Raw genomic sequence first — 13,248 nt, 5'->3', positions numbered from 1 at the left:
GAGTGCCATTCATGAAAATCTTGTCTCTGGCAGGGGAGAACCTGGCCAGCCTGACCGGGGCTTTCACCATCGACTTCACCAAGGGGGCGCTGGGCGCCGCCGGGCTCTTTGCCATCACCGGCAATACAGGTGCGGGCAAGAGCACCTTGCTCGACGCCATCTGCCTCGCCCTCTATGACGAGATGCCGCGCTTTATCGCCAATCGCAAGCATGTGGCCGAAGTGGGCAGGGCGGATGACGAAGAGAAGCTCAAGGCCAACGACGTGCGCGGCATCTTGAGCCGTGGCCACGCCAGTGGCTATGCCGAGGTGCAGTTTCGCGGCTGCGACGGCCGCATCTGGCTGGCGCGCTGGGCGGTGCGCCGTGCCCGCAATCGCTCGGAGGGACGCTTCCAGGCCCAGGAGCGCAGCCTGACCGACGTCGAGTCGGGGCAGGTGTTCAGTGGCAGCAAGCGGGAGCTGCAGGATCGCATCGACGAGCTGGTGGGCCTCTCCTGGGAGCAGTTCCGCCGCGCCGTCATCCTGCCCCAAGGGGAGTTCGCCGCCTTCCTCAAGTCGAGCGCCGATGAGCGCTCCGCCCTGCTCGAGCGGATGACGGGCACCGAGCTCTACTCCGCCATCTCCATCCAGACCCATGAGCGGGCGCGGGCCGAGCAGCAGGCGCTGGCGACCATACAGCAGCGGCTCGGCGACGTGGCCCTGATGGATGACGAGACACGCGAGCACTGGGTCGCCCAGCAGCTGAGTCTCTCTACCAGCCTCAAGCATGAGCAGCAGCAGCGTCAGCTGTTGCAGGACTTGCGGGATCTCAACGGACGGATTGCCGCCCAGTTGCAGGCCTGCCGGGAGGGGCAGGAGGCGCTGGCCGCCGCCGAGGCGGCCCACGGCGAGGCGGCGCCCGGGCGGGAAGAGTTTGCCCGCGCCGAGCAGGCCCAGGTGGCCCGCGCCGATCACGACGAACTTGCCCGCCTCACCCTGGAGGTGCAGCAGCAGGAGCAGCAGATAGGCCAGCTTGCGTCCCAGCTGGAGCAGGTTGAACCCGTGTTGCAGCAGGCCGCGCTGCGCGAGCAGCAGCTGCTGGCCGACAAGATTGCCGCAGAGCGGGAGTGGGGCGCCCTGCAACCCGAGCTCAAGCGGGCGCAGGAGCTCGATACCCGGCTCAAGGAGAAGAGCCAGCAGTTGCAGGAGACCCGGCAGCAGGGGACCCAGGCACGCGCCCTGCAACAGGCGCTGCAGCAGGAGTGGCAGCAGCAGGCGAGCCGGGTCGAGGCCCTGACGGTGCGCCGTCAGCAGTGGGCTCTCTGGCTCGAGGAGCGCAAGGCCCTGGCCCCGCTGGCACGTCAGTGGCAGCCTTTGCTCGCGGCGATCCAGGACTGGGCGGCGGACAGAGAGCAGTTGCAGCGCGTGCTGCAAAGCCGCGAGCACAAGGGCCATGCCCTGCGGGATCTTGTCAGCCGGCTGGCGCAGGGACAGCAGGAGCGCGACGACTGGCAGCAGGAGCAGGCGCGATTGCAGCAACAGCAGCACGAGTTGCAGGAGCAGCAGTGGGAGATCCGCCTTGCCAAGGCGCAGGAGCAGTGGCAGCAGCAGACCGAACAGCTGGGCCAGCTGCATCAGTTGTTGGAGCTGGCTGATTATGGTCGCAATCACGGCGAGCAGCATGGCCGTTTGCAGCAGGAGATCGCCCAGCTGGAGCAGGCCCTGAGCCGGCTGACCACGCTCGGCGGCGAGCTGGCGCCGGCCCGAGAGCGGCTCGCCCTGCAGCGAGACGAGGCGCGCCACGCGCTGGAGCAGTCTCGTGCCATCGCCAGTTTCGAGCAGTATCGCCACATCCTGAACGATGGTGAACCTTGTCCCCTCTGCGGCGCCGAGGAGCACCCCTACAGTCAGAGCCAGCCGCAGGTGGCGGGCATTCTGGGTCAGCTGGCGGATCGATCCCGCAGCCTCGAGCTCGAGTGGGAGCGACTCAATCATCAATACATCCAGTGCGAGAGCGAACGCCAGGAGCTGGCACGCCAGCTGGCGGCGCGCCGCCAGCATCTGCCGGAGCTGGATGCCCGCGCCGAACAACTGACCTTGCGTTGGCAGCAGCTCGGCGGTGCCAAGTTGCTGGGCCATCCGTTGCCACTGAATCAGAATCAAGCCGATTCCCTGACCAAGTGGAGCGAGCTGATGAGTACCCTGCTTGGCCGTGGCCAGACTCTGGAGCATGGGCTGGCCCAGAGCCAGCAGCAACTGCGTGAGGCCCAGTTCGGCCAGCAGCAGTTGCAGGCCGTGCGCCAGCAGCTGAGCCAGCTGACCGCCCGCCATCAGCAGTTTGAGCAGCAATGGCAGGAGGCGGAGCGGCAGAAGGTTGAGTGGGAGGCCGAGCTGAAGGCACTGGCCGAACAGGAGGCATCCTTGCGTCAGCGCCTGGCACAGGGTGAGGCCCGCCTCGATGAACAGATGGGGGCCGAGCCCTGGCGCCAGTGGCTTGGCAGCCGGCAATGGCAGGAGTGGCAGCAGACCTGCGAGGCGTATCTGCACGGACAGAGTGAGTGGGAGCAGCTGGGCGGTGAGCTGGCCACTCTGACCCCGGCCCTGAGCGCCCAGGAGGCGCGGGTGCAGAGCCAGAACGAGCTGCTGCACAAGCTGGAGCGCGACTACAAGGAGCATGAGCAGCAGCGTCAGGGGCTGCTCGCCAGCCGGGAGGCCTGCCTCGAAGGCCGATCCATCGCCCTGGTCGAGCAGGAGTGGCAGCAGCGGCTGCAACTGGCGGCCAGCCAGCTCGAGGAGGCGGTGACGGCGCTGCGGGTCGCCCGGGAGAAGCAGACCGAGCTCAAGGCCAGGCTGGCCCATCTCGAGCAGGACAAGCAGGTGAGCAGCCGTCGTCGTCGCGAGGCGCTGGGGCGCTGGGCGGCCCATGCCGGCACCCTCGGCATCGCCGAATATGATCTGCGTCGACTGCTGGCGATCACGCCGGATGAGCTCAGGGCTCGCCGCAGCGCCTTGCAGCGCCTGGACGATGCCCTGGCAGAGGCTCGCACCCGGTTGACCGAGCGTCAGCGGGCGCTGGCCCAGGAGGAGGCCAAGCTGGCGCGCTATCGGGAGCATCATGGGGATCTGACCGCCCTCACGGCCGAGGCCCTTGCCGAGCGTCTGGGGGCCTGCGAGGCCCATTGCCGCGAGCTGGAAGAGCAGCTGTTCCAATGCAAGAGCACCCTGGCCCAGGCCGAGGCAGCGGCACTGAAGGCGGGCAGCCTGCAGGAGGCCTTGGCCGCTCAGCAGGCGGTGGCGGATCACTGGCTGCAGTTGTCCGAGCTTATCGGCTCCGCCAGCGGCGCCAAGCTACGCACCTTCGCCCAGAGCCTCACGCTCGAACGTCTATTGTTGGAGGCCAACGCCCAGCTTGGCGAGCTGTCGCCGCGCTATCGGCTGGAACGGGTGCCCGGCACGGATCTGGCGCTGCAGGTGGTGGATCTGGACATGGGGGACGAGGTGCGGTCTGTGGACTCCCTCTCCGGCGGCGAGAGCTTCCTGGTGTCGCTGGCCCTGGCGCTGGCACTCTCCAGCCTCTCCTCCCGCCAGACCCAGGTCGAGTCGCTGTTCATCGACGAGGGGTTTGGCACCCTGGATCCGGACAGCCTGGATCTGGCGCTCTCCAGCCTGGACTCCCTGCAGGCGGCGGGCCGCCAGATCGGGGTCATCTCCCATGTTCAGACTCTGGTGGAGCGGATCGGCGTGCAAATAAGGGTCGAGGCCCTCGGCGGGGGGGAGAGCCGGGTGGTATTGCCCTGAGGATGATGTGCGTCCATAACAAAAGGCCCCTGTCACCGGGGCCTTTTGTTGGGAGAGGGGTGAGCGCCGCCCATAAAAAAACCGAAGCCCGGGGCTTCGGTTTTTTGTTGCGGCAGCTGGCACCAGCCAGCGGCGCATTATTTCTTGATGCGGATAACCGGGGTCTCGCCCACGGTCACGGCGCCAGTCATCTTGATCAGCTCTTTGATCTCGTCCATGTTGGAGATGACGACCGGAGTCAGGGTGGACTTCGCCTTGGCTTCCAGTACGGCCAGATCGAACTCGATGATGGTATCACCGCGCTTGACCTTCTGACCTTCCTGGGCGATGCGGGTGAAGCCTTCGCCTTTCAGTTCGACGGTGTCGATACCGAAGTGAACGAACAGCTCGATACCAGAGTCGGATTCCAGAGAGAACGCGTGGTTGGTCTCGAAGATCTTGCCGATGGTGCCGTCGCACGGTGCAACCATCTTGTTGCCAGCCGGCTTGATGGCGATGCCGTCACCAACGATCTTCTCGGCGAAGACAACGTCAGGCACATCTTCGATCGGCACGATTTCGCCAGACAGCGGAGCAAAGATTTCGATGCCGCCGGTGTCAGAACTGTCATCGGAGACCAGTTTCTTCAGTTTATCAAACAGACCCATAGTAAAAGCTCCTAGAGATGATTGTCGCTGTTTGCAGCCGATCTTAGCAGACTGCCTTCTGCTTAATAAAGTTATCTACACAGGCTTCGATTTCGGCGGCGGTCGCATAGCTCAGTGCCTGGTCTGCCATTGCCTTCACATCTTCGAAGTTGGTGTTGCGGATAAGCTTCTTGATACGCGGTACAGAGATGGCGCTCATGGAGAACTCATCCAGACCCATACCCAGCAGCAGCAGGGTGGCGCGTTCGTCACCAGCCAGTTCACCGCACATACCGGTCCACTTGCCATTGTCATGGGAAGCGTCGATTACCATCTTGATCAGGGTCAGGACGGAGGGTGACAGCGGGTTGTACATGGCGGAAATCATCTCGTTACCACGATCGACGGCCAGGGTGTACTGGGTCAGGTCATTGGTACCGATACTGAAGAAATCCACTTCCTTGGCCAGATGATGAGCCATCACGGCAGCAGCCGGGGTCTCGATCATGATACCCACTTCGATGGATTCATCAAAGGCTTTGCCGTCGGCACGCAGTTCGGCCTTCAGCTGTTCCACGGTTGCCTTGAGGCTGCGGAACTCTTCGACGGAGATGATCATCGGGAACATGATGCGCAGTTTGCCGAAGGCAGAGGCGCGCAGTATGGCCTTCAGCTGGGCGTGCATGATGTCTTCGCGATCGAAGAAAATACGCACTGCACGCCAGCCCAGGAAGGGGTTCATCTCTTTCGGGAAATTCATGTAGGGCAGTTCTTTGTCGCCGCCGATGTCCATGGTGCGGACGATGATCGGCTGATCCGGCATGGCCTCTGCCACTTCTTTGTAGGCCTTGAACTGCTCCTCTTCGGTCGGCAGCGCATCACGATCCATGAACAGGAACTCGGTGCGGTACAGACCCACGCCTTCGGCGCCATTGCGGATGGCACCCTCGGTATCCTTGACGGTACCTATGTTGGCGCAGACTTCGACCTGATGACCATCCAGGGTGATGGCGGGCAGGTCTTTCAGCTTGGCCAGTTCGTCCTTCTCGGCCTGGAACTGGGCCTGGAATTTCTTGGCTTCAGCCAGCTGCTCGGCGGTCGGGTTGATGATGATCTGGTTGTTGATGCCATCCAGTACCAGCATGTCACCGTTGTTGACGCGCGCAGTGATGTCGTTGGTGCCCACGATGGCCGGCAGCTCCAGGGAGCGGGCCATGATGGAGGTGTGAGAGGTACGGCCACCGATGTCGGTAACAAAACCCAGCACGTATTTCAGGTTGATCTGAGCGGTTTCGGACGGTGTCAGGTCTTTGGCGACCAGGATGACCTCTTCGTCTATGGTGCTCAGGTTGACAACGGCGATGCCCAGCACGTTCTTCACCAGACGGGTACCGATGTCACGGAAGTCGGTGGCGCGCTCGCGCAAGTAAGGGTCGTCCAGCTCGGCCATCATCTTGGCGTACTGTTCGATCACCTCATAGATGGCTTTGTCGGCGGACGCCTTGTTGTCTTTGATGAAGGATCTGATATCCCCTTCCAGCTCCTCATCTTCGAGCAGCATGATGTGGCCTTCGAAGATGGCCTCTTTTTCTTCACCGAAGGTACGACCGGCCATCTCTTTGATGGCTTCCAGCTGTGCTGCTGACTTGGTGCGGGCTTCGAGGAAGCGGTTGATCTCGACGTCAATCTGGTCAGCAGAAATCTTGCCCTGATTGATAACGATTTCATCTTCTTTCAGAAGAAGCGCCTTACCGAATGCGATACCGGGGGACGCAAGAATGCCAGATATCATAATCCTTCCTATTAAAACGACTGTGGGGGAGGAGTAAAGCTGGATTACTCCAGCTCGTCCATCAGGGCAACCAGCTTCTCAACGGCTTTCTGAGCGTCCGGGCCGTCGGCCTGGATGGTCACGTTGGTGCCTTTGGTCAGGCCCAGGGTCTGCAGCTTGAACAGGCTCTTGGCGCTGGCGGATTTGCCACCGGAGACCACAGTGATCTCGCTTTGGAATTCTTTGGCTTCTTTCACGAACTGAGCTGCGGGACGGGTGTGCAGGCCGTTTTCAGCAGTAATAACAACAGACTTCTCGTACATGGTTTCACCCCATATTATTGATATTGTGTGGAGAGATGGTCGCTAATGAGGCTTCCTGTCTCACCGTGTCAGTATGGATATGTTGTAAAGTAACGAAATCAGACCTGCAATGGTTTAATCCAGGTCAATTTTCTGTGCAGTATTCGGCGTCCAGGCTAAGTCTTTTTTGTTATCGGGCTGCAAGCCGCGTCAGGACTGGCCTGAAATTAATTTATAACGAAAAATAACACTTTGTTACCTTGTGATACCTAGCCGGTAAACACCTCGTGACGCGGCACAGGATATGAGATTTATCACAGAATGTCTGCTTTTTTTGTCAGACCCAAGTTTGTTATTTTACCCCAAAAAATAAGGGGTCGACTGACACTGATGGCTACTGAGTTTAGCGCATAATGAAAACGGCGCCCCAGGGGCGCCGTTGTTTTGATGTAAGACGATCAATTACTGCTGCAGTTCCTGCTCGCTGAACACGCCGGCGAAGAGGGCGCTGGAGAGATAGCGCTCGGCGGCGCTCGGCAGCACGACGACTATGGTCTTGCCCTCGAACTCCGGCAGCTCGGCCAGACGGGCGGCAGCCACCACGGCGGCGCCTGAGCTGATCCCAGCCAGAATGCCTTCCTCTTCCATCAGGCGGCGAGCCATCTCGATGGACTCCTCGCTGCTCACCTGTTCGACGCGATCCAGCAGGGTCAGGTCCAGGTTGCCCGGAATGAAACCGGCGCCTATGCCCTGGATCTTGTGGGGACCGGGCTTGATCTCTTCACCCGCCAGTTTCTGGCTGATGACGGGGGACTCGGAGGGTTCGACCGCCACGGAGACGATGGCCTTGCCCTTGGTCTGCTTGATGTAGCGGGAGACCCCTGTGATGGTGCCGCCGGTGCCGACGCCTGCCACAAACACATCCACCTCGCCGTCGGTGGCGTCCCAGATCTCGGGGCCAGTGGTCTGCTCATGGATCTCGGGGTTGGCGGGGTTTTCGAACTGCTGCAGCAGCACATACTTGCCCGGCTCGGATTCCAGGATCTCGTTGGCCTTGGCGATGGCGCCCTTCATGCCCAGCGGCCCTTCGGTCAGCACCAGGTTGGCACCGAGCGCCTTGAGCAGCTTGCGGCGCTCCAGGCTCATGGTGGCAGGCATGGTCAGGGTGATGGGATAGCCACGGGCCGCAGCCACGAACGCCAGGGCAATGCCCGTGTTACCGCTGGTAGGCTCGATGATCTCCTTGCCCTTGGTCAGCACGCCGCGTTTCTCGGCATCCCAGATGAGATTGGCGCCGATCCGGCACTTGACGCTGAAGCTCGGGTTGCGGCTCTCGATCTTGGCCAGCACGCGGCCCTTGGTAACACGGTTGAGACGAACCAGCGGGGTGTTGCCTATGGTCTGGCTGTTGTCCTCAAAAATTTTGCTCATGGTGCTATCCCTGTGTTTGTTAAGGCGATGAAACAAGATTACCCTGTGGTTTCTGAATGAGAAGTGACGAATCGTTATAACAATATGTTATTACAACATATAGAACTTATTCTCTCTCGCTGAAGGACCCCGGGGTTCTCCTGCGACCAAAGGAATGGATCTCATGGGATTTGCAGGAAGCGATCGCTATCTCGCATCAATGTCACTGAGTATGGCCGTCAATGCCGCCATCGTGCTGGAGAAGCCGCTGCTGATAAAAGGTGAGCCGGGCACCGGCAAGACGGTGCTGGCGGAGGCGGTGGCCGAGTCGCTCGGTGCCGACCTCATCAGCTGGCATATCAAGTCCACCACCAGGGCCCAGCAGGGGCTCTATGAGTATGATGCGGTGGCCCGGCTGCGGGACTCCCAGCTCGGGGATCCGCGGGTCGGGGACATCAATCACTACATCCGCCGTGGCAAGCTGTGGCAGGCCTTCGCTGCCTCGCAGAGGCCGGTGCTGCTCATCGACGAAATCGACAAGGCGGACATCGAGTTTCCCAACGATCTGTTGCTGGAGCTGGATCGAATGGAGTTCGACGTCTATGAGACAGGGGAGCGCGTCAAGGCACGCCAGCGTCCCGTGGTCATCATCACCTCCAACAACGAGAAAGAGTTGCCGGACGCCTTCCTGCGCCGCTGCTTCTTCCATTACATCCGCTTCCCCGACAAGGCCGAGATGCAGGCCATAGTCCAGCTGCACCATCCCGACCTCAAGGAGAGCCTGCTCGGCGAGGCGATGGATCTCTTCTTCGAGCTGCGTAACGTGGAGGGGCTGCGCAAGAAGCCCTCCACCTCCGAGCTGCTGGACTGGATCCGCCTGCTGCTGGCCGATGACATCGCCCCCGAGGCGCTGCGCAGCCGGGAGCCTGGCAAGCTGGTTCCCGCTCTCTACGGCGCCCTGCTCAAGACGGAGCAGGACTTGCACCTCTTCGAGAAGCTCGCCTTCCTGGCGCGTCGCGGCGGCTGAATGCTGATCGACTTCTTCCTTCACCTACGCCGTCACAAGCTGCCCTGCAGCCTGCGCGAGCTGCTGGATCTCCACGGGGCCCTGGCGGCCGGACTCGCCAGCGTGGACATGGACGACTTCTATCGCTTGTCCCGTAGCCTGCTGGTGAAGGACGAGGCTCACTATGATCGCTTCGATCGCGCCTTCGCCGAGTACTACCAGGGGCTGGAGGCCATCCCCTTGCTGCCCGAGACGCTGCCGGACGACTGGCTGCGCCAGGAGTTCGAGCGGCTGCTGAGCTCTGAGGAGGAAGCCTTGCTCGGATCCCTTGGCGGGCTCGACAAGCTGCTGGAGACACTCAACCAGCGCCTGCGCGAACAGAAGGCGCGCCACGCCGGCGGCAACAAGTGGGTGGGCACCGGGGGCAGCAGTCCGTTCGGCCATGGCGGCTTCCACCCCGAGGGGATCCGCATGGGAGGCGAGGGCCGGCATGGCAAGGCAACCAAGGTGTGGGAGGCGCGCCACTATCGCAACTTCAGCGACGACTCGCCGCTCGGCCAGCGGGCCATCCAGCTGGCCCTGCGCAAGCTCAGGCGCTGGGTGCGCAAGGGCAATCCCTCGGAGCTGGATCTCGACGACACCATCCAGAGCACGGCCCGCCAGGGCTGGCTCGATGTGAAGCTCAGACCCGAGCGCCACAACGGGGTCAAACTGCTGGTGTTCTTCGATGTGGGGGGCTCCATGGATGCCCACGTGGCCGAGGTGCAGCGTCTCTTCAGTGCCCTGCGCCACGAGTTCAAGCACCTGGTGTTCTTCTATTTTCACAACTGCCTCTATGACATCGTCTGGCAGGACAACAACCGCCGCGCCCAGGAGCGTGTCGACACCCTGAGCTTGCTGCGCACCTACGGCAGCGACTATCGGGTGATCCTGGTGGGGGACGCCAAGATGGGTCCCTACGAGATCACCTGGCCCGGTGGCAGCGTGGAGCAGTGGAACGAGGAGCCCGGCCAGGTGTGGCTGGAGCGACTGCAGCACCACTTCCCCCGGCTGGTGTGGATCAACCCTGTCCCCAGGCAGGAGTGGCTCTGGCACCCCTCCATCAGGCTGATGAATGACGTGATTGGCGGGCGCATGCACCCGCTGACCCTGGCTGGTCTCGCCAGAGCGATCGATCAGCTGTGACCCTCTGAACCCTAAAAAACAGACAAGCCGGGATTGCACCCGGCCAGGAGCAAAGATGACCTCTATCGTAATCAGTGGCTCAGGCCTCTATACCCCGCCCTTTGCCGTCAGCAATGAAGAGCTGGTGGCGGCCTTCAACCAGTATGTGGATCTCTACAACGAGGAGAATGCCTCCGCCATCGATGCGGGCCAACTGCCCGCCAAGCAGCATTCGAGCTGCGAGTTCATCGAGAAGGCGTCCGGCATCAAGAGCCGCTATCTGGTGAGCAGGGAGGGGGTGCTGGATCCGGACATCATGCAGCCCCTGCTGGCGGAGCGCCCCGATGACCAGCCCTCCATCATGGTGGAGATGGCGGTGGCCGCTGCCGAGCAGGCGCTGATCGCCGCTGGCCGCGAGCCGGGGGAGATAGATCTGGTCATAGTGGCGGCCTCCAACATGCCGCGCCCCTACCCGGCGCTGGCCATCGAGCTGCAGCACTATCTGGGAGCGAGCGGCATGGCGTTCGACATGAACGTGGCCTGCTCCTCCGCCACCTTCGGCATCAAGACGGCGGCGGATCTGCTGGCGGTCGGCACCGCCAGACTGGCCCTGGTGGTGAATCCCGAGATCTGCTCTGGGCATCTCAATTTCCGCGACAGGGACAGCCACTTTATCTTCGGCGACGCCTGCACCGCCGTGCTGCTGGAGCGGGAAGAAGATTGCAAGGTGGCCAACCCCTGGCAACTGGTGGCCAGCAAGCTGGTGACCCAGTACTCCAACAACATCCGCAACAACTTCGGCTTCCTGAACCGCTTCAGCCCGCGCACCCGCTATGGGGATGACAAGCTGTTCCGCCAGCAGGGGCGCAAGGTGTTCAAGGAGGTGTTGCCCCTGGTGTGCACACAGATAGAGGAACAGCTGGGGGAGCAGGGCTGGCAGGCGGGGGAGCTGAACCGCCTCTGGCTCCATCAGGCCAACCTCACCATGAACCAGTTCATCGGCCGCAAGCTGCTGGGCCACGACGCCAGCCAGCAGGAGGCACCGGTGATCCTGGACAGCTACGGCAACACCAGCTCGGCGGGCTCCGTCATCGCCTTCCACCTGTTCAACCAGGACTTGCCGAGCGGGGCCCGCGGGGTGCTCTGCTCCTTCGGCGCCGGTTACTCCATCGGCAGCCTGCTGTTGCAGCGTCGCTGAGTGCCGCCATCCGGCGGCGGCAGCAAAAAACCACCCGAGCGGGTGGTTTTTTTATGGGCCTGGGCTGGCGAGGAGAGGATCAGGCGGGCTCTATGGCCGACACCAGGCAGTCTGGCTCGCGGATGCGAAAACGCACATTGAGCTCGAACAGCCTGACCCCGTACTCCTTGTCGTCCGGCTTGCCCTTCTTGTAGGCGGGACGGGGATCCTGGGCCAGCACCTCGCTCACCAGCTGGCGCAGCTCGGGGTGGGTCTTGAGCCAGGGCATGAGCTGCTGCTCCGCCTCTGGGCTGAAGCTCACCGCCAGCGGCGGAGTGGGGGCCTCGGGGGCGAAGCCACCCCGGGCCTGGGGCAGGCTGTCGGCATAGGGAATGTAGGGTTTGATGTCGACCACAGGGGTGCCGTCCAGCAGATCCACGGCGCCGAGGTCGAGCCACAGCTTGCCCCGCTCGCGGCCCACCCCGTGCAGCTCGACCACGGAGAGGCCGAGGGGATTGGGGCGGAAGGTGGAGCGGGTGGCAAAGACCCCGACCCGCTCGTTGCCGCCGAGGCGCGGCGGACGCACCGTCGGGTGCCAGCCCTGGGCCATGGTCTGGTGAAACACGAAGCTGAGCCAGAGGTGGGAAAACTGCTCTATGCCGCGCAGCACGTCCGGCTGATCGTAGGGAGGCAGCAGCTCCAGGCGGGCACGGGCCGATTTGACCAGGCCGGGCTGGCGGGGGATGGCGAACTTCTCCTTGTAGGGAGAGCGGATGATCCCTAGGGTGTCGATGTCGAACTTCATGGCGGATCCTGGCTGAAAACCCCGGCAATGTAGCACAGGCGGACCGAAAACGCAGGCGTAGCCACAGTCGTGGGCCCCTGTGATCCCGGTCGCAGAGCGCGGCATCCGAGGCTGTGCCCTGGCGTCAACTTGCGTAGGGTGGGGGAAGAACAGGGATTGGCCGGGGTCATGGCACCGCGGCGCACAGGAGAGACAGGGATGAAACTGCTTATTATCGGCGGCACCGGCTTTTTGGGCCGCCACCTCAGCTCGCTGGCCCTGGATTGGGGTCATGAGGTGACGCTGTTCAATCGGGGTCACCGCCAGCACCCTGACTGGCGCGAGCTGACCCAGCTGCAGGGAGACAGGGATCAGAGCCTGGAGCCCTTGCTGGGGGAGGGACTGCACTGGGATCTGGCCATCGACACCTGTTGCTATGACCCAGCGCAGGCGGCCAGCCTCTCGACAGCCCTGCTCGGGCGCTGCGAGCGGCTCATCTTCATCTCCACCATCAGCGTCTATCGGGACTTCGCCCGGCCCGAGATGGACGAGTCGGCGCCGCTGCACCAGGTGGCCCCCGGCGAGTCAGCCAGCGGCTACGGTCCGCTCAAGGTCTTGTGCGAGGCCGAGTATCGGGCCCGCTGGGGGGAGCGGCTCTGCATACTGCGCCCCGGCGTGCTGTGCGGCCCCTTCGACCCGACCGGTCGCCTGGCCTGGTGGGTGCAACGGGTGCAGCAAGGAGGACCCTGGCTGCTGCCGGGGGAGGGGCAGGACAGGCTGCAATACCTGGACGTGCGCGACTGCGCCGAGTTCGTGCTGCGGGCCGCCGAGCAGCAATTGGGCGGTATCTTCAATCTGGTCAAGCCCGGTATCGCGCTGAACGACTGGGTAGATCGCCTAGCTGCCAGGCTGGCCCCCGTCACTCCCATCGTGCCCGAATGGGCGCCCTGGCCCGCTCTGCTGGCCGCCGGGGTGGAGCCCTGGCAGAGCTATCCGACCCTGTTGCCCAACACCCAGGCCGAGTATGCCGGCTATGGCAGCATCAGCGCCGAGGCCGCCATCGTGCAGGGCCTGAACTTCCGGCCGCTGGAGGAGACGGTGGCGGATGTGGCCGAGTGGCTGGCCGGCGCGCCGGACGCTGCGGTGGCCGCCGGCATCACAGCCAAGCAGGAGACGCGGCTGCGTCAGCTTGTCCGGTAGCGTGGCCGGCAAGTGCCGCAGCAAAGCAAAAG

Annotated in this window: 10 protein-coding genes; 5 read left to right on the top strand and 5 right to left on the bottom strand. The window is 63.1% G+C overall.

Annotation, left to right across the window (positions count from 1 at the left end):
* The first annotated feature begins 11 nt into the window (after positions 1-11).
* On the top strand, positions 12-3,776 hold the full coding sequence (locus AC3WR3_RS05100) for an AAA family ATPase (RefSeq protein ID WP_492291348.1): 3,765 nt from the start codon (positions 12-14) through the stop codon (positions 3,774-3,776).
* 137 nt (positions 3,777-3,913) lie between these two features.
* Here the strand turns inward: AC3WR3_RS05100 and crr are convergent, their stop codons facing one another.
* From crr to cysK, 4 genes are all read right to left on the bottom strand, one after another.
* On the bottom strand, positions 3,914-4,423 hold the full coding sequence (crr, locus tag AC3WR3_RS05095; protein ID WP_005325875.1) for a PTS glucose transporter subunit IIA: 510 nt from the start codon (positions 4,421-4,423) through the stop codon (positions 3,914-3,916).
* 43 nt (positions 4,424-4,466) lie between these two features.
* Entirely contained in the window at positions 4,467-6,194 is a 1,728-nt protein-coding gene (gene ptsI, locus AC3WR3_RS05090) for a phosphoenolpyruvate-protein phosphotransferase PtsI (protein ID WP_139437541.1), read from the bottom strand.
* Positions 6,195-6,238: 44 nt separating this feature from the next.
* The gene (locus AC3WR3_RS05085) at positions 6,239-6,496 is read right to left on the bottom strand and encodes an HPr family phosphocarrier protein (protein WP_005303128.1); all 258 of its coding nucleotides are present in this window, start codon (positions 6,494-6,496) and stop codon (positions 6,239-6,241) included.
* A gap of 441 nt (positions 6,497-6,937) precedes the next feature.
* Positions 6,938-7,906: a cysteine synthase A gene (cysK, locus tag AC3WR3_RS05080; RefSeq protein ID WP_202046831.1), complete on the bottom strand. Its 969-nt coding sequence runs from the start codon at positions 7,904-7,906 to the stop codon at positions 6,938-6,940.
* A gap of 163 nt (positions 7,907-8,069) precedes the next feature.
* Here cysK and AC3WR3_RS05075 point away from each other — a divergent pair, with 163 nt between their 5' ends.
* Genes AC3WR3_RS05075 through AC3WR3_RS05065 form a run of 3 tightly spaced genes read left to right on the top strand, consistent with a single transcriptional unit; the run spans position 8,070 to position 11,253 of the window.
* On the top strand, positions 8,070-8,912 hold the full coding sequence (locus AC3WR3_RS05075; RefSeq protein ID WP_492291347.1) for an AAA family ATPase: 843 nt from the start codon (positions 8,070-8,072) through the stop codon (positions 8,910-8,912).
* Positions 8,913-10,076 carry a vWA domain-containing protein gene (locus AC3WR3_RS05070; protein ID WP_492291346.1) on the top strand — a complete coding sequence of 388 codons (1,164 nt, stop codon included), beginning with the start codon at positions 8,913-8,915 and terminating at the stop codon, positions 10,074-10,076.
* Between the two features lie 55 nt (positions 10,077-10,131).
* Complete coding sequence (locus AC3WR3_RS05065) at positions 10,132-11,253, top strand: beta-ketoacyl-ACP synthase III (protein ID WP_492291345.1); 1,122 nt, start codon at positions 10,132-10,134, stop codon at positions 11,251-11,253.
* A gap of 79 nt (positions 11,254-11,332) precedes the next feature.
* Here the strand turns inward: AC3WR3_RS05065 and tsaA are convergent, their stop codons facing one another.
* Positions 11,333-12,037, bottom strand: a complete 705-nt coding sequence (gene tsaA / locus AC3WR3_RS05060) for a tRNA (N6-threonylcarbamoyladenosine(37)-N6)-methyltransferase TrmO (protein WP_139437552.1) — start codon at positions 12,035-12,037, stop codon at positions 11,333-11,335.
* A 198-nt stretch (positions 12,038-12,235) separates the two neighbouring features.
* Between tsaA and AC3WR3_RS05055 the strand changes: the two genes are divergently transcribed.
* On the top strand, positions 12,236-13,216 hold the full coding sequence (locus tag AC3WR3_RS05055) for an NAD-dependent epimerase/dehydratase family protein (RefSeq protein ID WP_492291344.1): 981 nt from the start codon (positions 12,236-12,238) through the stop codon (positions 13,214-13,216).
* The last annotated feature ends 32 nt before the right edge of the window (positions 13,217-13,248 follow it).

This window comes from Aeromonas sp. EU05-FHT14A05, from assembly GCF_058791175.1.
The sequence above is the reverse complement of the archived record's forward strand: the minus strand, read 5'-3'. Positions and strand labels throughout refer to the sequence as shown.

Bases quoted from the DNA above. Each gene is read 5' to 3' on its own strand.
- AC3WR3_RS05100 (WP_492291348.1), top strand. From the start codon at position 12: ATGAAAATCTTGTCTCTGGCAGGGGAGAACCTGGCCAGCCTGACCGGG.
- crr (WP_005325875.1), bottom strand. From the start codon at position 4,423: ATGGGTCTGTTTGATAAACTGAAGAAACTGGTCTCCGATGACAGTTCT.
- ptsI (WP_139437541.1), bottom strand. From the start codon at position 6,194: ATGATATCTGGCATTCTTGCGTCCCCCGGTATCGCATTCGGTAAGGCG.
- AC3WR3_RS05085 (WP_005303128.1), bottom strand. From the start codon at position 6,496: ATGTACGAGAAGTCTGTTGTTATTACTGCTGAAAACGGCCTGCACACC.
- cysK (WP_202046831.1), bottom strand. From the start codon at position 7,906: ATGAGCAAAATTTTTGAGGACAACAGCCAGACCATAGGCAACACCCCG.
- AC3WR3_RS05075 (WP_492291347.1), top strand. From the start codon at position 8,070: ATGGGATTTGCAGGAAGCGATCGCTATCTCGCATCAATGTCACTGAGT.
- AC3WR3_RS05070 (WP_492291346.1), top strand. From the start codon at position 8,913: ATGCTGATCGACTTCTTCCTTCACCTACGCCGTCACAAGCTGCCCTGC.
- AC3WR3_RS05065 (WP_492291345.1), top strand. From the start codon at position 10,132: ATGACCTCTATCGTAATCAGTGGCTCAGGCCTCTATACCCCGCCCTTT.
- tsaA (WP_139437552.1), bottom strand. From the start codon at position 12,037: ATGAAGTTCGACATCGACACCCTAGGGATCATCCGCTCTCCCTACAAG.
- AC3WR3_RS05055 (WP_492291344.1), top strand. From the start codon at position 12,236: ATGAAACTGCTTATTATCGGCGGCACCGGCTTTTTGGGCCGCCACCTC.